17 protein-coding genes are annotated in these 19,226 nt (G+C 37.8%); 5 read left to right on the top strand and 12 right to left on the bottom strand.

The window, feature by feature from the left end:
- Window positions 1–3 precede the first annotated feature (3 nt).
- From mltG to yceD, 9 genes are all read right to left on the bottom strand, one after another.
- Entirely contained in the window at window positions 4–1,035 is a 1,032-nt protein-coding gene (gene mltG / locus B5D82_RS18515; RefSeq protein ID WP_081153802.1) for an endolytic transglycosylase MltG, read from the bottom strand.
- A 9-nt stretch (window positions 1,036–1,044) separates the two neighbouring features.
- Window positions 1,045–1,866, bottom strand: a complete 822-nt coding sequence (pabC, locus tag B5D82_RS18520) for an aminodeoxychorismate lyase (RefSeq protein ID WP_081153804.1) — start codon at window positions 1,864–1,866, stop codon at window positions 1,045–1,047.
- Window positions 1,867–1,974: 108 nt separating this feature from the next.
- A complete protein-coding gene (gene fabF / locus B5D82_RS18525) occupies window positions 1,975–3,207 on the bottom strand; it encodes a beta-ketoacyl-ACP synthase II (RefSeq protein ID WP_081153806.1) in 1,233 nt (410 codons plus the stop codon).
- Between the two features lie 162 nt (window positions 3,208–3,369).
- Window positions 3,370–3,603, bottom strand: a complete 234-nt coding sequence (acpP, locus tag B5D82_RS18530) for an acyl carrier protein (RefSeq protein WP_077286054.1) — start codon at window positions 3,601–3,603, stop codon at window positions 3,370–3,372.
- 164 nt (window positions 3,604–3,767) lie between these two features.
- Window positions 3,768–4,502 (bottom strand): 3-oxoacyl-ACP reductase FabG, encoded by a 735-nt coding sequence (gene fabG / locus B5D82_RS18535; RefSeq protein ID WP_081153808.1) that lies wholly within the window; start codon window positions 4,500–4,502, stop codon window positions 3,768–3,770.
- A 6-nt stretch (window positions 4,503–4,508) separates the two neighbouring features.
- Entirely contained in the window at window positions 4,509–5,444 is a 936-nt protein-coding gene (gene fabD, locus B5D82_RS18540) for an ACP S-malonyltransferase (protein ID WP_081153810.1), read from the bottom strand.
- Window positions 5,445–5,568: 124 nt separating this feature from the next.
- Window positions 5,569–6,594: a phosphate acyltransferase PlsX gene (plsX, locus tag B5D82_RS18545; protein ID WP_425429870.1), complete on the bottom strand. Its 1,026-nt coding sequence runs from the start codon at window positions 6,592–6,594 to the stop codon at window positions 5,569–5,571.
- Window positions 6,595–6,609: 15 nt separating this feature from the next.
- A complete protein-coding gene (gene rpmF, locus B5D82_RS18550; protein WP_081153814.1) occupies window positions 6,610–6,780 on the bottom strand; it encodes a 50S ribosomal protein L32 in 171 nt (56 codons plus the stop codon).
- A gap of 36 nt (window positions 6,781–6,816) precedes the next feature.
- Window positions 6,817–7,329 carry a 23S rRNA accumulation protein YceD gene (yceD, locus tag B5D82_RS18555; protein WP_081153816.1) on the bottom strand — a complete coding sequence of 171 codons (513 nt, stop codon included), beginning with the start codon at window positions 7,327–7,329 and terminating at the stop codon, window positions 6,817–6,819.
- 119 nt (window positions 7,330–7,448) lie between these two features.
- On the opposite strand from yceD, the gene B5D82_RS18560 reads away from it, so the two are divergent.
- The 3 genes from B5D82_RS18560 (at window position 7,449) to B5D82_RS18570 (ending at window position 9,456) form a co-directional block, all read left to right on the top strand.
- The gene (locus tag B5D82_RS18560; protein WP_081153818.1) at window positions 7,449–8,057 is read left to right on the top strand and encodes a Maf family protein; all 609 of its coding nucleotides are present in this window, start codon (window positions 7,449–7,451) and stop codon (window positions 8,055–8,057) included.
- A 191-nt stretch (window positions 8,058–8,248) separates the two neighbouring features.
- On the top strand, window positions 8,249–8,524 hold the full coding sequence (locus B5D82_RS18565) for a hypothetical protein (RefSeq protein WP_081153820.1): 276 nt from the start codon (window positions 8,249–8,251) through the stop codon (window positions 8,522–8,524).
- Between the two features lie 356 nt (window positions 8,525–8,880).
- Window positions 8,881–9,456: a CBS domain-containing protein gene (locus tag B5D82_RS18570; protein ID WP_081153822.1), complete on the top strand. Its 576-nt coding sequence runs from the start codon at window positions 8,881–8,883 to the stop codon at window positions 9,454–9,456.
- 144 nt (window positions 9,457–9,600) lie between these two features.
- Here the strand turns inward: B5D82_RS18570 and rluC are convergent, their stop codons facing one another.
- Window positions 9,601–10,563 carry a 23S rRNA pseudouridine(955/2504/2580) synthase RluC gene (gene rluC, locus B5D82_RS18575; protein WP_081154613.1) on the bottom strand — a complete coding sequence of 321 codons (963 nt, stop codon included), beginning with the start codon at window positions 10,561–10,563 and terminating at the stop codon, window positions 9,601–9,603.
- 640 nt (window positions 10,564–11,203) lie between these two features.
- Here rluC and rne point away from each other — a divergent pair.
- Entirely contained in the window at window positions 11,204–14,371 is a 3,168-nt protein-coding gene (gene rne / locus B5D82_RS18580; protein ID WP_172820658.1) for a ribonuclease E, read from the top strand.
- A gap of 577 nt (window positions 14,372–14,948) precedes the next feature.
- On the opposite strand, the gene B5D82_RS18585 is transcribed toward rne, so the two are convergent.
- The gene (locus tag B5D82_RS18585; RefSeq protein ID WP_281255934.1) at window positions 14,949–15,428 is read right to left on the bottom strand and encodes a low molecular weight protein-tyrosine-phosphatase; all 480 of its coding nucleotides are present in this window, start codon (window positions 15,426–15,428) and stop codon (window positions 14,949–14,951) included.
- A 96-nt stretch (window positions 15,429–15,524) separates the two neighbouring features.
- A complete protein-coding gene (locus B5D82_RS18590) occupies window positions 15,525–16,178 on the bottom strand; it encodes a cupin domain-containing protein (protein ID WP_081153824.1) in 654 nt (217 codons plus the stop codon).
- A gap of 433 nt (window positions 16,179–16,611) precedes the next feature.
- Between B5D82_RS18590 and B5D82_RS18595 the strand changes: the two genes are divergently transcribed.
- Window positions 16,612–19,221 (top strand): EAL domain-containing protein, encoded by a 2,610-nt coding sequence (locus B5D82_RS18595; RefSeq protein WP_081153826.1) that lies wholly within the window; start codon window positions 16,612–16,614, stop codon window positions 19,219–19,221.
- Window positions 19,222–19,226: the final 5 nt, after the last annotated feature.

Consider the following 19,226-nt stretch of genomic DNA (forward strand, 5'->3'; position numbering starts at 1 on the left):
GTGCTACTTACGCTGATATTTTGTTACTGCACGGTTATGATCGGCTAAATTCGTAGAAAATATATGCTCTCCTCTGCCGTTACTCACAAAATACAGGTAATTACTCGACTCTGGATGTAAGGCCGCATGCAATGCTTGGGCACCAGGTAAAGCGATAGGCGTTGGCGGTAAGCCATTTATTTTGTAGGTATTATAAGCAGTTTTTTCACGTAAATGTGCGTAGGTTATATCCCCTTTGTAACGTTCACCCAAGCCATAAATTACCGTAGGATCTGTTTGTAAACGCATACTTTTATTTAACCGATTAACAAACACAGATGAGATGCGAGGATGTTCAGCGTGTCTACCACTTTCTTTTTCAATAATTGACGCCATGATCAGTGCTTGATACGGCGATTTATAGGGTAAACCGACTGCTCTATTATTCCACTGAAGGTTTAGTGCACTTTGCATTTTTTCAAATGCACGCTTAATAATACTAATATCGGCAGTACCTTGAGTGAATGCATATGTCTCTGGGAACAGCCAACCTTCGGGATTATCTTGCTCAATTGATAATAGTTTGGCTATATCTATGGGTGTTTGATCAGCAAGTTTATGCGTAATATGCTGGTGTGCGGCTAATTGAGCCAATACCTGTTTAAATGTACTACCTTCAATAAAAGTAATAGAAAATTGATGCTCTTTACCTGATACGACCAAGTTAAGCAGTTCCAAAGTGGGCGTATTAGCCTGTACTTGATAGGTGCCTGACTTTATTTTACTCTGTTCAACATTAAATTTAACATAACTACGTAACCAAAAATTGTTTTCCAACCAACCTTTATTCACTAACTGTTTTGTAAAGGCATTGAATGAAGTCCCTGGTTTAATGGTTATAAACTCGGCTTGCTTAATGACTAATGGCTGTTGAACTTTCATTGCAGACATTAACATCACAATAATTACGACCAACAAACTGAGTAGCACTGAAGCCACTAAAGTAAATAATGTTCGTTTAACTAACAAGGGTAAGCTTTGCAATTTTTTTATCATCTTTGTATGTTAACTCTTAGGCTTTAAAAGCTGGTTTTGCATGCTTTTAACCAGCGAAACATCCAATTTTTTATCATTAAAAATCTTAACTGGCACTATACCCAAAATGGCGTTACTTATAAACATGGCATCAATATTACCTAATTGAGAAAGTTGATAATTTGCCGGTTCAATACGGGGATTATTTAACAATATTTTATCACGCATTAAGCCCGCTACACCGGCTGTAGTCAACAAAGGTGTATGCCATTGCCCTTCATCTAGCCAAAATACATTAGCGCTACAACACTCGATCACATTACCATTAACATCTGAAACAAGTAAATCATCTTCAGGACGTTTATCTAGTTCAGCCCTTAACATGACTTGCTCTAAACGGTTTAAATGCTTTAAGCCCGCAAGCATCGGATTAATTCCTAACTTTTGCTCACTAATACCAACAGATATACCGTGTTTTTGCCATTGAGGATAATGCGTTGGATAATCATGCACTGAGACAATAGCTTTTGCTTGTTCAGCGCCGAGGCGTGAATAACCACGTCCACCACTGCCACAAGTAATAATAACTTTTACAATACCAATATTAATAGTGCCACTGATATTCTTTATGGTTGCTTCTAATGCCGGTAAATTAAAAGCAGGTAAGCCAAGCTGCTGACTTTGCTTTACCAATCGATTAAGGTGCTGATCCAACATAGCCACTTCGCCATTAATAATTAATGCAGTGGTAAAACAACCGTCGCCATAGGCTAAGCCACGATCATCAATTGAAATCGAATCTGCTAATTGTCCATCTACAAAACTTAACGCCATACTGGTTATCATTGCCATAAAAAAAGCCTGAACACTAAGTATTCAGGCTTAAGCATTTGAATTCAAGCTGTATTAACATTTAAAGAACATTAAATTCAAAAAGGTTATCTAACTTTATCTAACGAATTAGACTTTTTTAAATATTAGTGAACCGTTAGTACCACCAAAGCCAAATGAATTACACAGAACGTAATCTAAATTTGCATCTCGTGCGGTATGGGCAACATAATCAAGATCACAGCCTTCATCCGGGTTATCTAGATTGATTGTTGGCGGTACTGCACTATTCACTAGGGCTTGAATGCTGAAAATAGCTTCAATAGCACCTGCAGCACCCAACAAATGACCAGTCATTGATTTCGTTGACCCAACCATCACGTCACAGGCTAAGTTGCCAAATACCGACTTAACAGCATTTGTTTCAGCAATATCACCCGCAGGAGTCGACGTACCATGGGCATTAATATAACCAATGTTACTAATATCAACTTTTGCATCGTTTATAGCATTTTGCATCGCTAACGCAGCACCTGCACCATCAGCTGGCGGTGAAGTCATATGATACGCGTCACCACTCATGCCAAATCCAGCGAGTTCTGCGTAAATTTTTGCGCCACGTGCCTTTGCATGCTCATATTCTTCAAGTACAAGGACACCCGCACCGTCACCTAGCACAAAACCATCACGGTCTTTATCCCACGGACGTGAGGCTTGTTGAGGTGCATCATTACGCGTTGACATAGCACGTGCAGCACCAAAGCCTCCCATTCCCATGGTAGTTGAAGCTTTCTCTGCTCCACCTGCTACCATAGCGTCAGCATCACCATAGGCGATCATACGCGCGGCATGACCGATATTATGAACACCACTAGTACAAGCAGTAACTATCGAAATATTAGGCCCTTTCATGCCGAACATTATAGATAGATGACCAGAAATCATATTTATAATGGTTGAAGGAACAAAAAACGGTGACAACTTACGAGGACCATTTTTTAATAATTTAGTATGATTTTCTTCAATAAGCCCTAAACCACCAATACCAGAACCCACAGCAACACCGATTCGCTGAGCATTCTCTTCATTGATCTCTATGCCAGAGTCCTTGATAGCTTGCACACCTGCTGCAACGCCATATTGAATAAATAAATCCATTTTTTTGGCTTCTTTACGAGCCATATAGTCTTGTGCATCAAAATCTTTAACTAAGCCAGCAAACCGCGTCGGATACTCTGTGGTATCGAAATGCGTAATGTTAGAAATACCACTTTTACCAAGTAGTAAATTTTGCCAAGTTGATTCAGGGCTGTTGCCTAATGGACTAAGCATGCCAAGACCGGTAACCACAACGCGTCTCATAAGATGTGCTGCCTCCGATAGAGTTGAATATTAGTAGGGTTTATATTTAACTGATTCAAAAACATTGTCTCAGATTTTGAAGTGGGTAGTCATATTTTTCAAACGATAAAAACAAATCAGGCGGTAATTAAACCGCCTGAAATTAATTGCATTCGTTTGTTATTACTGGTTAGCAGTAACGTAATCGATTGCTGCTTGAACTGTTGTAATTTTTTCAGCTTCTTCATCAGGAATTTCAGTATCAAATTCTTCTTCTAACGCCATTACTAATTCAACAGTGTCTAAAGAATCTGCACCTAAGTCATCAACAAATGAAGCTTCAACTTTTACTTCGTCTTCGCTTACACCAAGTTGCTCTATAGTAATTTTTTTAACGCGTTCTTCAATAGTACTCATTTTTCTTCCTTTACTAGAAAATACAATTTTTCAAAATTGTGTGTAGTTTATTCGTCAAAAGCCAACCATGCAAGCTTCTAATTTTACTTTCTTGCTGGTCTAACCTGTTGACTGTGTATAATTTATTCGAATTTAACATAAAGTAGCCAAAAAGCGAACTTTTGTTAAACCATGTACATGCCGCCATTAACGTGCAATGTTTCACCCGTAATATACGCTGCTGAATCTGATGCTAAGAATGCAACAGCGTTAGCAATTTCTTCAGGTTTACCTAAGCGATTTGCCGGAACTTGTGCAAAAATGCCTTCTTTTTGCTCATCAGTCAATGTTTGGGTCATATCAGTATCAATAAAACCTGGCGATACGGTATTAACCGTTATGCCACGAGAAGCCACTTCACGTGCTAATGACTTAGTAAAACCAATTAATCCAGCTTTAGCTGTTGCATAGTTTACCTGACCCGCATTACCCATTGTACCAACAACTGAACCAATATTGATAATACGACCATTACGTTTCTTCATCATCGCACGCAATACCGCTTTACTGATTTTAAAGACTGACGTTAGATTCGTATTAATGATATCATTCCATTCATCATCTTTCATACGCATCATCAAATTATCACGCGTAATACCGGCATTATTAACTAAAATATCAACTGCGCCATGTTTTTCTTTAATTAAATCAAACATAGCACTAATTGAGGCATCATCAGTAACATTTAATACTAAGCCTTGCCCTTCACCTAAATACTCGCTGATATTAGCGGCACCGTGCTCAGATGTTGCCGTACCAATAACATTACCGCCCATCGCTTTAAGTTGTGTTGCGATAGCCTTACCAATACCACGACTTGCGCCTGTCACTAAAATGACTTTACCTTCGAATGAAAACATATAATTTTACTCTACTGATTCTAATGCTTTAGTTAACGACGCACTGTCATTAACTGATTGACATACAATGGCTTTATCGATGCGTTTCAACAAGCCTTGTAATACTTTACCTGGGCCTGCTTCAATTGCAACTTCAATCCCTTGCTGCGCTAAATACTGAATAGTTTCCGTCCAACGAACTGGGCTATATAATTGTTTAATTAGTGCTAATTTAATGGCTTCAACCGAGTTTTCTGTTGCAACGTCAACATTATTAACCACTGGGATTGTTGGCTCATTAAAAGTAACATTGTTAAATTCTTCTGCTAACTTATCTGCTGCGTCTTTCATTAGTGCGCAATGTGATGGCACGCTAACGGGTAATGGAAGTACACGTTTAGCTCCGGCTTCCTTACATAAGACTCCAGCACGCTCAACTGCTGCTTTATGGCCAGCAATAACCACTTGGCCAGGCGAATTAAAATTAACTGCTGAAACAACCTCATTATTAGCTGCTTTTGCGCAAGCATCAATAATGATTTTATCATCTAGGCCAATAATGGCAGCCATAGCACCCACGCCCTCAGGCACAGACGCTTGCATAAACTCACCGCGTTTTTCAACTAACTTAACTGCATCAGCTAAAGATAATACCCCTGCGCAAACTAACGCAGAGTATTCACCTAAACTATGACCTGCTAAAAGTTTAGGTGTTGCTGATGAATTAGCATGCCATACACGCCAAATAGCAACACTTGCTGTTAGTAGCGCAGGTTGAGTAAAGTTTGTTTGGTTTAATTTCTCAACCGGTCCTTGTTGTACCAATTGCCATAAATTGTAACCTAGTGCTTCAGATGCTTCAGAAAAAGTACTTTGTACCACTTCATGTTCAGCAAAATCAGCTAACATAGCTAAAGATTGTGAACCTTGACCGGGAAAGACAAACGCTAAATTATTTTGCATTATTTGACCTAATTATATTTAATTTACCACTGTAACCGCGTAAATCATGTTCTGATCTACGCCGCTGTAATTTATTAAGCTTTAATCTACTTTTCGTTAGGTATTTACCACGGCACCATTAACATTACTTATGGCACAAAGTATGTTCAAGCTTATCTTTAATTTTTGTTGGTACTTGCCGTTCAATTTCAGTAATCGCTTCAATAATAGCAGTATAAAAAGCCGTTATATTGGCATTACCATGACTTTTCACCACAATACCGCGCAATCCTATCAAACTTGCGCCGTTATACTGGTCGGGGTTCATGGGTTTAAACAGTTTTTTTAAGGTCCGAGACAATAATTTACCCATTATTTTCGCTAAAAAGTGTTTTTTAATGATTTCTTGCAGTTGCGTGTAGACCATTCTTGCCACACCTTCACAAGTTTTCAAGGCAACATTACCGACAAAACCATCACAAACAATCACATCAGCTTTATTAGTAAAAATGTCATTACCTTCTATAAAACCAATATAATTAATATCATCATTTGCCTGTAAATAACTGGCCGCTTGTTTAATATGATCACTACCTTTGTTATCTTCCTCACCCATGTTCAATAAAGCGACTTTCGGATTTTCAATTCCGTCTACCTCTTTGGCCATCACAGAGCCCATAATCGCAAATTGGTATAAAACACTAGAATCACAAAAAACATTTGCGCCTAAATCCAACATAAACACATGTTGATCAGGTTTGTTACTCGGCAATGCAGAGATTAACGCGGGGCGCTCTACACCAGGCAATGTTTTTAAAACAAAATGCGCCATTGAAAAAAGCGCGCCAGTATTACCCGCACTCACACAAGCTTGTGCTTGGCCATCATGGACTAAATCTAAGGTTTTGCGCATTGAAGATTGTTTTTTATTACGCAGGGCAAAAATAGGCTTGTCATCCATTTCAACAACTTGAGTTGTAGGAAATAGAGTTATTCTTGGATGTGGATAAAATTTATTTTTTGAAAGTTCTTCGACAATGACAGATTCGTCACCGCACAGTAATAAGTGAAGATTGGGAAAGTTTTCTATTGCGAGCATTGCCGCAGGAAGTGTTACGTGGGGGCCTTGGTCGCCCCCCATAACATCTAACGCTATGGTTAGATTAATCAAGGTAATCGTTACAGATTACTTATTGATTACTTTAACACCTTTGTAAAAGCCATCAGCTGTTACATGGTGACGACGGTGAGTTTCACCAGATACTGGATCTGTTGATAAATGCGTTGTCGTTATTGCGTCATGTGAACGGCGCATGCCACGTCTTGAACGAGACTTTTTGCTCTTTTGAACTGCCATTGCCTACTCCTAAAATCGGTTATTAGCTAAATTTAACTATTTAATTTTCTTTAATATATCAAATGGATTTGGTTTTTCTAGCTCTTCAGGCAACTCTCCCCAAACACTATCAGACGGAGCCTGACAATCTTTAATAGGATGCCTTGGAATTAATGGAATCTCGAGTAAAAACTCATCTTCCACTAACTCTCGTAAGTTAACTTCACCATTTTCATCTAATTCAATTGCGTCATAATATGACGGCAACTCCGCTGCGGCTTCAGCGTCTTTCACCGGACTAAAAGTAAAATCTACTTCTAATACCGAGTCAAACTCTTCAGTACATCGCTGACAAGTTAATGTAACCGTTGCCGATGAGCTGCCTGATATTACTACCAAACCGACTTCATCCACACTAAAATTAGCATTTACTTGTACTTGCTCACCTTGTGCATCACACACAGCAAGCAATCTATTCATCCCAGATACTTCAAAGTATCCTTCACACACTAACTTTCGCTGTGCGCTTCTGGATGGGTCTATCGTTATCGGGAGTTTAAGATTCTTCATAAGGCGCGCATAATAAAGTGCCTATCGGCCTGTGTCAAAAGAAAAATAGCTTAATTTGTTTAAAAACTCAAGATAGGCCATATATTAACAATAATCTGTTTATATTTTGAGTGATATTAATGAAAGAACTTGTTTTAGGCTCCACCTCCCCTTTTCGTAAAGAAATTTTAGCTAAACTTAACATTCCCTTTGCTTGCGCTAAACCCAATATAGATGAAACCGCGTTTGAAAACGAATCGCCTGTTGCATTAGTGCAACGTTTAGCTATCGAAAAGGCGAAGGCCGTTGCTAACGAATTTCCTGATGCCTTAATCATAGGTTCAGATCAGGTGGCGATGTGCGACGGCGAAATCCTCGGCAAACCGCATAATTTTGAAAATGCGGTTAAGCAACTAGAAAAATTTAGTAATAAAACCGTCGCCTTTTATACCGGGCTATGTGTCTATGATAGCGGTTTAGACTTCACAACTTCTTTAATAGAACCTTTTTTAGTGCATTTTAATGAGCTTTCACTCAGCGATATTGAAAACTATCTGCACGCAGAACAACCTTATAATTGTGCTGGTAGCTTCAAAAGTGAAGGACTAGGTATTTGTTTGTTTAAAAAACTTGAAGGTGAAGACCCAAACACTTTAATTGGTTTACCGCTTATAAAACTGGTTGAGTTATTAAAGCAACACGGTGTTGACGTTTTAGCAGAACAAGCTAAACAGCGTAAAATTAGCTGATATTAAATTTATGTGCAGTATATAAGAAGTACACTGTCATTTTTTAGCGGAAAAATAAACTAACTAAACTTATCAAAGGAATAAATATAATTTCATCGTTTTATTTATTCCTTTTAACTTGAATTTAAATTATTCCACTCCATAACATTATGTATGATAAAAAATAATATTAATTTAAAGCGTAGCTGCTGATGTTTAAACTCTTTTTCATATTAACTATTTTACTCACAACTGTTTCAGCAAATAAAATAGAAGTAGTAACCTTAAGTGATTTAAGTTTTAATCAAGCCAACACAGTTGAACTTGATACTACAGAAGATGTAGATTCTGATAACCCTGCACTATTAACCCTCACAGCAAATTATCTTCGTTCTTATACCTACATTAGTATTCGTTACCGCAATCCTGACATTATAGAACCATACTTCCAAAACTTTCATTCTAGAGCCCCACCATTTATTTGTTAATAAACCACATCACATGAAAATAAGGTTTTTGTACATTTCAAACTTGTTTTAATTAAGTGCCACGTTATTAATGAATACAAAGCGGATTCAATTTCGCTAAATACTTTTTTTAAAACCGTACAAATTGCCTAAATTTTAATTCAGTAATGCAACTCAATTAATTTTACAACGTCTGTGAACACAGTGTTAGAAATGACCTGTTTAAAAATCGACAGTAATGACGACATTGAGCAATATAAATTTAACATGATAAATACCGAAATATCATTTAATAAAAAGCAGCTGAATTTGACGTAAGCATATATCAGTCGTTAAAAAATTAAACGACCTATGCTGAAATAAATTTTGAGGTAGATATGAAAAAATTACATTTAGTTAACTTAGAAGCAACAGACAACATTATAACACCTGAACAATTTGAAGAAATTAACTTAGCATCACCTGCAGTAGAAATATTCACTGACTTTAAAGTGCATAAAGCGTTGATGATCGATGGCGATACGATGGCTGTAACCGCATTACAATTAATGTTAAAAACGCACGTCAGAATGAATATAGTGGTTGCTGAAAACGATGACTTTGTTGGTATTATTAGTACAAATGAATTATCAGAACAGCACATTGTCGCAAAACTCTCTAAAGGAATTGCGCGCGAAGACATCTTAGTTAAAGATTTAATGATCCCAAAATCAGATTTTCATGCGTTTGATTATAGTGAATTGCTACGTGCGTCCGTTGGCGATGTTGTATCAACTTTAGAGAATTACCAGCTTCGTCACTGTTTAGTACTAGATAGAGCGAGTCATCATATACGAGGCGTTATCTCAACTAGTGATATAGCAAGAAAACTCCATATGGACTTGGATCTTAATGTTAAACAATCATTTGGATCGGTTTATGACGTAGTACATCAAAAAGCCAGTTCAATGTAAGTCTGCAGATATTTCATCATCACAATAGGATACTAGAAAAAATAAGGCACAGTAAATGGATAATACGATCATCCAACAACTGTGCCTTTTTAGTTTTTTACCTTTAATGTTTGACCTGGGTACAAAGCTAATACTGGTTTTCGTCTAATGTACATCCGCTTTAGTCAATTTCTTTAACAGTTTTTCCAACGAAGGCTCTAAAGGTGCTTCAATTTTAATTCGTTCATTACTTAACGGATGAATAAATTCAATACTAGCCGCATGTAAAAACAAACGTTTTAATCCCAGTGTTTTCATTTCTAGGTCAAAATCTTCATGACCATATTTTGCGTCACAGGCAATCGAATGCCCCTTGGTTTGACAATGCACACGAATTTGATGTGTACGACCGGTAACAGGGAAAGCTCTAACGAGTGTGGCGTTTTTATAGTGCTGAAGAACTTTAAAACGCGTTTCAGACTCTTTACCGTTGATATTGTCAACTACCACAACACGTTCACCCGACTTTAAGTCATTTTTCTTCAAACCTTCTGCAACACGCGTCAATTTAGTCGACCAACGACCTTTAACTAAAGCATGGTAAAATTTCTGTACGGTTTTATTTCTTAGCTGCTCGTGTAAATGACGCAAGGCAGAGCGTTTTTTCGCCACCACTAAACAACCAGAAGTATCACGATCTAGTCGATGTACAAGTTCCAGCATTCGCGCATCTGGTCGCAAAGCTCGCAATGCTTCAATCAAACCAAAACTTAAACCACTACCACCATGCACAGCCATGCCAGACGGTTTGTTAATAACAATTAAACGATCGTCTTCAAATAGTATTTGCTTCTCTAAATTGGCAACCACATTTAATTGTGTAGACACCGTATTCGTATTTTCAGAAACACGAATAGGTGCAACACGAATAATATCTTCATCAACCAACTTATACTCGGGTTTTGTACGCTTTTTATTGACCCGTATTTCGCCTTTACGCAAAAGACGATACAGCATACTTTTTGGTACACCTTTAAGTGTTTTCACTAAAAAGTTATCAATACGTTGACCCGCATCTTCACTGTCTACGGTAATAAATCTAACTTGAGGTCTTGGGCTATCTGTCATATCTGTTTTACTAGGAACCATAATTGTCCGCAGTTTAACATATTTTTTTCTAATTACAGGCAATTAAAACGAGGATTTTATTGCCTTATTGATAAATAAAGTGTGATAATAGAATGGTTACCGCTGCATTTCAGCCGTAACAAGTAAAAAGGATGCTTTAAGCGAGACGTAAGAGGCAAGTATGCGGCCACGTTAGTATTAGATAATTTTATCAAACATCATTATCGAGATACTAAAAGTAAGGCCTATTGTGAATTTGACGCGTGTAACTTGTCAAAAAAACCACATAAACATATTGTCCCGCGCAATAAAGCGATTATGTAATTAAACAGAAAGAATAAGTCACATTTCCAATCGTTAAAACATTAGAAAAACACGATAAAATTATCGAACTAACATTAACGATGAACTTTTTTTCTCTGTTGCGCACAGCACACAGGCTGGGCACATAAAGAATCAATTTTACTGTGGTGTTCAACACCTCAGTTATAAAGACAATCAGAATTTTTAACAGCTTGCTGCGTAATATGGCGTAGTAAGATTGACACCCGTGAGGCTGACAAGTTGCTGTTACCATAGCGATAGATTACTTTGTGTTCTAAGCAATGGTGTGTTGTGACTAAAATGAGTCACACAAACTATGAAACGTATGTTAATTAATGCTACACAATCAGAAGAATTGCGTGTAGCACTTGTAGATGGTCAACAACTTTATGATTTAGATATCGAAAGTCCTGGTCACGAACAAAAAAAATCGAATATATATAAAGCTAAAATCACCCGTATTGAACCGTCGTTAGAAGCGGCGTTTGTTGATTACGGTGCTGACCGTCACGGTTTCTTACCGATGAAAGAAATCGCTCGTGAATACTTCCCTAAAGGTTACAGCTTCCAAGGCCGTCCTAATATCAAAGAAGTATTGCGTGAAGGCCAAGAAGTTATCGTGCAAATTGATAAAGAAGAGCGTGGTCAAAAAGGCGCAGCGTTAACTACTTTTATCAGTCTTGCCGGCAGCTACTTAGTACTTATGCCAAACAACCCTCGTGCTGGCGGTATTTCACGTCGCATTGAAGGTGACGAACGTACTGACCTTAAAGCTTCATTAAGCAAACTTACCTTACCTAAAGGCATGGGCTTAATCGTTCGTACCGCTGGTGTTGGTAAAGAGTATGAAGAGCTTGAATGGGATTTAAATGTTTTAACACATCATTGGAATGCCATTTCAGAAGCCGCTGCAAGTCGCCCTGCTCCATTTTTAATACACCAAGAAACAAACGTTATTTTACGTGCTATTCGCGACTATTTACGTCGTGACATTGGCGAAGTGTTGATTGATCGTCCTAAAATATTTGAAAGTGTTAAAAAACACATTGAAATCGTTCGTCCTGACTTTTTAAGTAAAGTTAAACTATATAGCAACGACGTTCCTTTATTCACGCATTATCAAATTGAAACGCAAATAGAAACAGCTTTTCAACGTGAAGTACGTTTACCTTCTGGCGGTTCAATTGTTATTGATCCTACAGAAGCGCTAACATCTATCGATATTAACTCTGCCCGTGCAACTAAAGGTGGAGACATTGAAGAAACAGCATTCAACACCAACTTAGAAGCCGCTGAAGAAATTGCTCGTCAATTACGCTTACGCGATTTAGGTGGTTTAGTGGTTATCGATTTCATCGATATGACCCCTGTTCGCCATCAACGTGAAGTTGAAAACAGAATGCGCGATGCCGTTAAACAAGACAGAGCGCGTATTCAATTAGGTCGAATTTCTCGTTTTGGTCTACTTGAAATGTCACGTCAACGTTTACGTCCTTCGATTGGTGAAACTAGCCAAGGCGTTTGTCCTCGTTGTAGTGGTACAGGTCATGTTCGTGGCGTTGAGTCATTAGCATTATCGGTTTTACGTTTAATGGAAGAAGAAGCCATTAAAGACAATACACAACAAGTTCAGGCACAAGTGCCAGTGCCTGTTGCTACGTATTTATTAAACGAAAAACGTCGCTCTGTGTTTCATATTGAAAAGCACCATAACGTTAATATTCTCATCATTCCTAATCCGAATATGGTAACGCCGCAATATGAAGTTATCCGAGTAAGAAAAGACGAAGGTATCGAAGAAGCCAGTTACGATATGGCTATTAAGCAAGCAGTGCCTGAAGAAGCTGTGATGCCTAAATTTGATAAAGAAGTCAATAAGCGTGTTGAACCTTTACTACAAGGTATGTCTTCACCTAAACAAGCTCCGAAAAAGCAAGAGCCTGTGCCAGTTGTTGAAGCAAAACCTGAAGCAAAAAGCTTAATCACGGGTGTTGTATCTTGGGTTAAGTCGCTTTTTGCTGCAGAAGAAAAAGAAGTTGTTCAACCTGCACCTATTAAGCCTCAAGAAAGCAATACTAGAAATAGTGAACGTCGCCCTCAAAGAGGTCGCCAAGGTCAACGTCGCAATAATCGTAACGACACACGTAACGAAGGTCGTAATGACTCACGTAACGAGAACCGTAATGACAAGCGTAAGCCTCAAGCCGCTACTGTAGACGAAAATGCGAATAAGCAAAGTACGACGTCTCCTACCACTACTGCAGCTAAGCCTCAAAAAGAGCGAGTGCATAAACCTAAAGAAGAAAAGGTAGCTGAGCGTCGTCAACGTCGTAATAACCGTAAAAAAGTACGTGTTAACAGTGATGTTAAAAACAATACGCATGTTGAAACTAAAAAAGTTGACAGTACTGAAGCTCAAGCCGTTTTACCTGAGAATAATGTTGTAGAGACTAGCAAAGTTGAAACAATCAAGGTTGAAAACACAGCGCCAGTAGAGACAACGAGTCATGTTGATAACACGGCTATTGATAACGCTACGGTTGAACCAACAGCTAACACAGCAAAAGATGAGCAACGCCCAAGAAGCCGTCGCTCTCCTCGCCACATGCGTGCACACGGTCAACGCCGTAGACAAAATGCTGATGCAAGCGAAGTTAAAAGTGAAGTTACTGAAGATCCTGTAACAGCTCGTTACCCAGAGCAAACTGAGGCTTCAATTGATAACGCTTTAAATCAAGCTAATACAACCAATGAAATTACTGAGCCAACGCCGACTGTTGAAGACGTGCAAAAAGTTCAAGCTAACGCATTAACTGAAGTAATTAATAACCCTGAGAATGAAGTTCAACAAAACTTACCTTTTGATGAACCACAACCAGCCGTTAATACAGCTACTGAAGAAGTTAATAGCCAAGTAACTGAAACAGCAACAAGTGAAGAGGTATCATCAACAGTTGAAGCAGAAAAACCTTCAGTTGAAGAAGTTACACCACCGGTTGAAGTTAAGGTTGAAAATGCTGAAAATGTAGTTAGCCAACAAGTGGCAGCACCTGAAGCAGCAGAGAAAGTTGAAACTCAAGTAGAAGAACAAGTTTCAACCGAGCAACCAGCAGTTACAGCACCAGAACCTTCAGTAGAAAAGGCCATTGTAGTAGCGCCTGATAATGAAGAAACACCTGCTGAAGTAGCAGCTGTTTCAGAAACTATTGCAGAAAAGCCAGCAACAGTTGATGAAAAACCTAAAAAAGTACGTGCTAAAGTTAAAAACATTAAACGTAAAGTTAAAGCTGCAGCAAACAAAACATCAGGTAAAGCATCGGCACCAATGACCAAGCCGGAAACCATAGTTAGTAGTGGTACTATTCCTCGTGATTTCGTCGCGGCTGAGCATAGAGCATTACATACTACTTCTGGTAGAACAGCACTTGTTGCTAATGTAACTAGTCGAACTTCAGCAGGGCCAACTAAGCCAACGCTTGTCTAAGTTGTCTCGCTACGCTTCAATGTAAACATTTGAAGCTAAAAAACAAAAGCCAATTGCATAACGCAATTGGCTTTTTTATTTTCTATAGTATTTATATTTTTTATATTTTAAATAATCACATTTCATTAATTAGGTTAGCTATTCTATGTGTAGGTGGAAAACCAAAATTCAAACATTTATTATAATAGAAAATTTCAGGAGCTTGCGTTTATATAGGCATTAAACAATTCACCCACCAGGTGAATAATAGTATTTGAGTGTTGTTGTAATTAATTATTGTTATCACGGATGAAATTTTCTTGGCAATGGATATTTAGCATATTTCACTGATAGTCTGCTTAGCCTTTGACGGACTAAAATCCGATCTACAATAAATAGTCGCTAGGCTCTTTATGAATCGCTTTATAAGCGATATTGGCTAAAATACTGAACTTGATAAGCTAATATCTGGCAGAGAGTCACAGGTTAACGTTTAACGTACTATATAGCCTGAATTAACTAACACATAGCTAGTTAATTGATGAACTGTCGTGCTAATCCTTATTTAAATACCTAACCCCAGTTAAGTATTTGATTCTCAGTCAGAGAGCTGCTTAATTAAGCCATCGCTTGCATCTTCAACTAAATCTAAAACAAACTGAAATCCTTTAGCACCACCATAATAAGGGTCAGGAACTTCAGTATCATCAAAATTTTCGGCATAATCTAAAAATAGCTGTACCTTATATTGCAAAGCTTCTGGAGCCACCTTCATTAAGTCATTCACATTTCGTTCATCCATCGCTAAAATCAAATCAAATTTTTCGAAATCTTCTACTGTGACTTTACGTGCTTTTATTTTATCAAATGAATATCCACGTGCGATACCAGCCTTTTGTGCTCGATGATCAGGTTTTTCACGCGCATGTGAGCCAACAGTACCTGCTGAGTCTATTATTAATGACAGCGCTCGTGCTTTTTGACGGAAAACCGCTTCGGCACTTGGCGATCGACATATATTGCCCATACAGACGAACAGTATAGATTTTACCGTTGATAAATCAGTTTTGTTGTTCACAGAGACATCCCTATTTTTCTTTTAAAAATTCGATAAATAATAGACTACTTAAGCATTATTTAATGGCGCTTGACATAATTCAAGTAGAGAAATATTTTAGCTCGCCGTTAAATGGCCAGTTTTAACCCAAATCAAGGTGTCTTGTTCAACAAAGGGCTTATGTTGACTCATATGTGGGCTTCTAATCCAACTACCTGCTGGATAGCGACCGAGCTCATCAATAAGCTCACCACTAATAACATATATTTCTTCACCACTAAAATGTTTATGTAATATAAACTCTTCTCCTGCTGGCCAAAATACCAAAGCCACCGATTCAGTTTCAAAATTATGTAATGGCTTCACTTTTAAATTACCATATCCAGGTTGCCATTGCTGTTGATTGGTATCAATGCATATGCGTTGATTATCCAACGGCGACATTTGATGTAACTTAACCAGTAATTCACATCCGTTGTCACTAAATGGCGCGTGTACGAACCCTTTAGGATTACGGAAGTAGCTTCCGGCGGGGAAATCTCCAGTTTCATCAGAAAACACGCCAGAAAGGACCAGTATTTCTTCACCTAAAGGATGATTGTGTGAGCTAAAACTTGCACCAGCGTCATATTTCACCACACTGGTTGCATGGCCACTTTCACGATTTTCTCGCGCTAATGGTTTGCGCCACACGCCGGTTAAAGGACTTGCTTGCCAAGATTGCTGTGTAGTGTCGATAACGACACGTTTGGTAAAATCCATGTTGATCATATTGGTCTCTGCTAGAGCTTATTATTTGCTTAACTAAAGTTGTATTAATAAAAATCAGACGCTTAATCGTCTCTATTATATCGCGGTATGTTTAGCCTTAAACTCTGAATTTCAATATAAAATATATTTTAACCACCACTAAAATTATGACTTGATGACGATATTTCTGCTACATTATTAATAGTGTAAATTTAAATTTGTTACAAACCTATAACCTAACAAGCATTTGACAGCTTTTTTTGGGCTATTAGTACAATATTGCCTTAGTCTTCAAGAAATCAAGGCAAAATATAATCAGTATCGGCTGAGGATTAAATTATACTTTGTGCGACGAAACAATTTTTGCCGAAACAAAAATACGTTAGGCTTAAATTATTAGCGTACAAGGGTAATATCCCCGACCATTATTATTCACTTATATGAGTATTTATTTTTGATATTTTTCCAATTAAGCAAAAGGTTTTTTACGGCGTTAATTACCGTTATCTTGCTTGCCATCTTAGTCAGTTTTGCTAGCCTAATCTATGATATTGACCAAAAAAATATCAGTGAAACAAATAGCGCTTTTACGATTAACAGTAGTTATTACATAGATAAAACTAATACTACTGACCTGAATCATATATTGAATGATACTAAATTCATCGACAGCACTTTAAATAATATCCCCTTTGCATTAGCTCAGCAAAGTTATTGGATAAAACTATCCCTGCATTACCCAATTGGCAAAAATTCTAGTACGGCTAGCGCACATAATAGTTTTATTCAAACCAATGCCAATGAGCAACTAATATTGATGGCCGAGCATAGTATGCTTGATACCTTTATCGTTTATGAACTTAGTGCGATAAGTGCACCAAAAAAAATTCACCATAAGCTCCCTAGCCCAAATGAAACAAGCCAAAATGTTTACCCTTTTACGAAATTACAACTTAACCAGTTCGGTCATAGTGAATACCTAATAAAAGTTAAAAGCTCTGGGCCCCCTAACATCCCTTTACAGCTTTTTAGCCCAACAGACTTCGAACAACGATTACTGTTATCACAGATGATATATGGCGCTTTTATCGGCATATTGATCATTATTGCCATCTATAACCTAGTACTCTATTTTGCTGGCAGCGATAAAGTATACTTATTATATATTGGCTACCTAATATCTGCATTTACAGTACTTTCTTCATTGACAGGTTATGGCTACTTTCTTTTTTCTGACCAGATAATGCAATGGTTAAATCACTATCTCATTTTTATTGATTTCTTACTGATTATATTCCTGCTGTTATTTACCATTTATTTTTTACGCTATGATCTTTTAAAGCATTGGGCTTACAAAGTTTCAATGGTATTTGCGGTCATTGTTAGTTTACTCGCGCTGTATTCTCTTTCGCTCGATGAATTATCGCAAACCAAGCTATTTTTTTCGTTACAGCCATTATTTTATATCGTCGCGCTTTTCCTTATTTTTAACCGCTTAAAACGTGACTTTTCCTGGGCACGTTTTTACTTCTTATCTTGGATCCCCTTATTAACTGGTGCAGTGATACAACCAATGGTGCTACTTAATCAGCTTGAATATAGCTTTTTAACGGGTAATGCATTCCTATTTGCCATCATGATTGAAGTAACCTTTATGGCATTTGCGTTGGCTGAGCGTATTCGTCGCAATGAGCAAGAAAAGCTTACAATGATTGCTTATCATCAAAGTAATCACTTGCCAAGACAAACCAATTTAGAGCACAAAATCAGCCAGATGTTAATAGAAGATAGCCAAGACTTTACGGTTATTGTGATAAAACCCGAACAGTTTCAACGTATCGAACTTTACATCGATGAACAAACGCGTATCAGCTTTATTCAAGACTTAAACCATGAGCTCTCCTCTTTATTTAGGTTTAATGATGCGGTGCTTGATATCACTGACCAATATGAAAAAATTTGTTACTTAGAAAACTGTAGCTTAGCTTTAGTGATCGATAATGCTAAAAATGAACAAGATATAGAGCTTTTTATTAGCTCTATTCAACAAGCTGCTAGTGATGCTTTTTATATTAAAAACCTTAAATTACCCTTATCCGCCTATGTTGGTTTAGCCCTTTTTCCTGATCATGGTAGCTCAAGTTCAACATTAATCAGCAATGCCTCAATCGCAGCAAATAATGCCGAGACGAGCCAAAGTAAGTGGTCTTATTTTGCGCAGAAAGACAGCGACAATAGTCCCTCTTCTATACAATTAGCCATTGATCTAGAACAAGCTATAAAAAACCAAGGCTTTGAGTTATTCCATCAACCACAAATAGATTTAAAAACTAATAAAGTCTGCAGTAGTGAATGCTTAATTCGCTGGAATCACCCTGTGCTTGGCGCAATATCACCCGATATATTTATTTCAGTCGCAGAAGATTTTGGTCTAATGCCATCGTTAACATTATGGGTAATAAAAACGGCACTAAGCCAGCAAGCTGAGCTAACTGAGCATACGGGCCTTAGCCATATGGTTTCTATCAACATCAGCGGTAAAGACCTTATTCAAGCAAACTTTATTAATGACGTAGCCAATCTAATTGACCACGGTGACATTAAAGCAGAAAAAATTATCTTTGAATTAACGGAATCCATATCGTTTGCACAAAACAACATTGCCATACAAACGATAGAGAGCCTTATTGAACTGGGTATTACCATAAGTATTGACGATTTTGGTACCGGTTACTCATCGCTTTCGCAAATTAATCAGCTGCCCTTTCAAGAACTGAAGATAGACCGGGAGTTTGTTGAAAATGTTTGTAGCGACAATAAGCGTAAAGTTATTGCTGAAACAGCCGTAAAAATGGCCAAAGGCTTAGGCTTAGAAGTGGTTGCCGAAGGTATAAATAGCGCCTTAGATGAAGAAACTCTACGCGGTTTTGGCTGTGATATTGGCCAAGGTTATTACTATGCTAAACCTATGTCTGTTGAACATTATCTCGCTTGGCTTAAAGATTTATCTAATGGCCAAATACCACCGAGTTTAGAAGGTGAATATCTTCCTGTTGAAAAGTAGCCTTA

This window comes from Cognaticolwellia beringensis (assembly GCF_002076895.1).
In the GTDB taxonomy this organism is placed as follows: Bacteria; Pseudomonadota; Gammaproteobacteria; order Enterobacterales; family Alteromonadaceae; genus Cognaticolwellia; species Cognaticolwellia beringensis.

Excerpts from the sequence above, each read along its gene's own strand:
- mltG (WP_081153802.1), bottom strand. The coding sequence starts at position 1,035 with ATGATAAAAAAATTGCAAAGCTTACCCTTGTTAGTTAAACGAACATTA.
- pabC (WP_081153804.1), bottom strand. The coding sequence starts at position 1,866 with ATGGCAATGATAACCAGTATGGCGTTAAGTTTTGTAGATGGACAATTA.
- fabF (WP_081153806.1), bottom strand. The coding sequence starts at position 3,207 with ATGAGACGCGTTGTGGTTACCGGTCTTGGCATGCTTAGTCCATTAGGC.
- acpP (WP_077286054.1), bottom strand. The coding sequence starts at position 3,603 with ATGAGTACTATTGAAGAACGCGTTAAAAAAATTACTATAGAGCAACTT.
- fabG (WP_081153808.1), bottom strand. The coding sequence starts at position 4,502 with ATGTTTTCATTCGAAGGTAAAGTCATTTTAGTGACAGGCGCAAGTCGT.
- fabD (WP_081153810.1), bottom strand. The coding sequence starts at position 5,444 with ATGCAAAATAATTTAGCGTTTGTCTTTCCCGGTCAAGGTTCACAATCT.
- rpmF (WP_081153814.1), bottom strand. The coding sequence starts at position 6,780 with ATGGCAGTTCAAAAGAGCAAAAAGTCTCGTTCAAGACGTGGCATGCGC.
- yceD (WP_081153816.1), bottom strand. The coding sequence starts at position 7,329 with ATGAAGAATCTTAAACTCCCGATAACGATAGACCCATCCAGAAGCGCA.
- B5D82_RS18560 (WP_081153818.1), top strand. The coding sequence starts at position 7,449 with ATGAAAGAACTTGTTTTAGGCTCCACCTCCCCTTTTCGTAAAGAAATT.
- B5D82_RS18565 (WP_081153820.1), top strand. The coding sequence starts at position 8,249 with ATGTTTAAACTCTTTTTCATATTAACTATTTTACTCACAACTGTTTCA.
- B5D82_RS18570 (WP_081153822.1), top strand. The coding sequence starts at position 8,881 with ATGAAAAAATTACATTTAGTTAACTTAGAAGCAACAGACAACATTATA.
- rluC (WP_081154613.1), bottom strand. The coding sequence starts at position 10,563 with ATGACAGATAGCCCAAGACCTCAAGTTAGATTTATTACCGTAGACAGT.
- rne (WP_172820658.1), top strand. The coding sequence starts at position 11,204 with ATGAAACGTATGTTAATTAATGCTACACAATCAGAAGAATTGCGTGTA.
- B5D82_RS18590 (WP_081153824.1), bottom strand. The coding sequence starts at position 16,178 with ATGATCAACATGGATTTTACCAAACGTGTCGTTATCGACACTACACAG.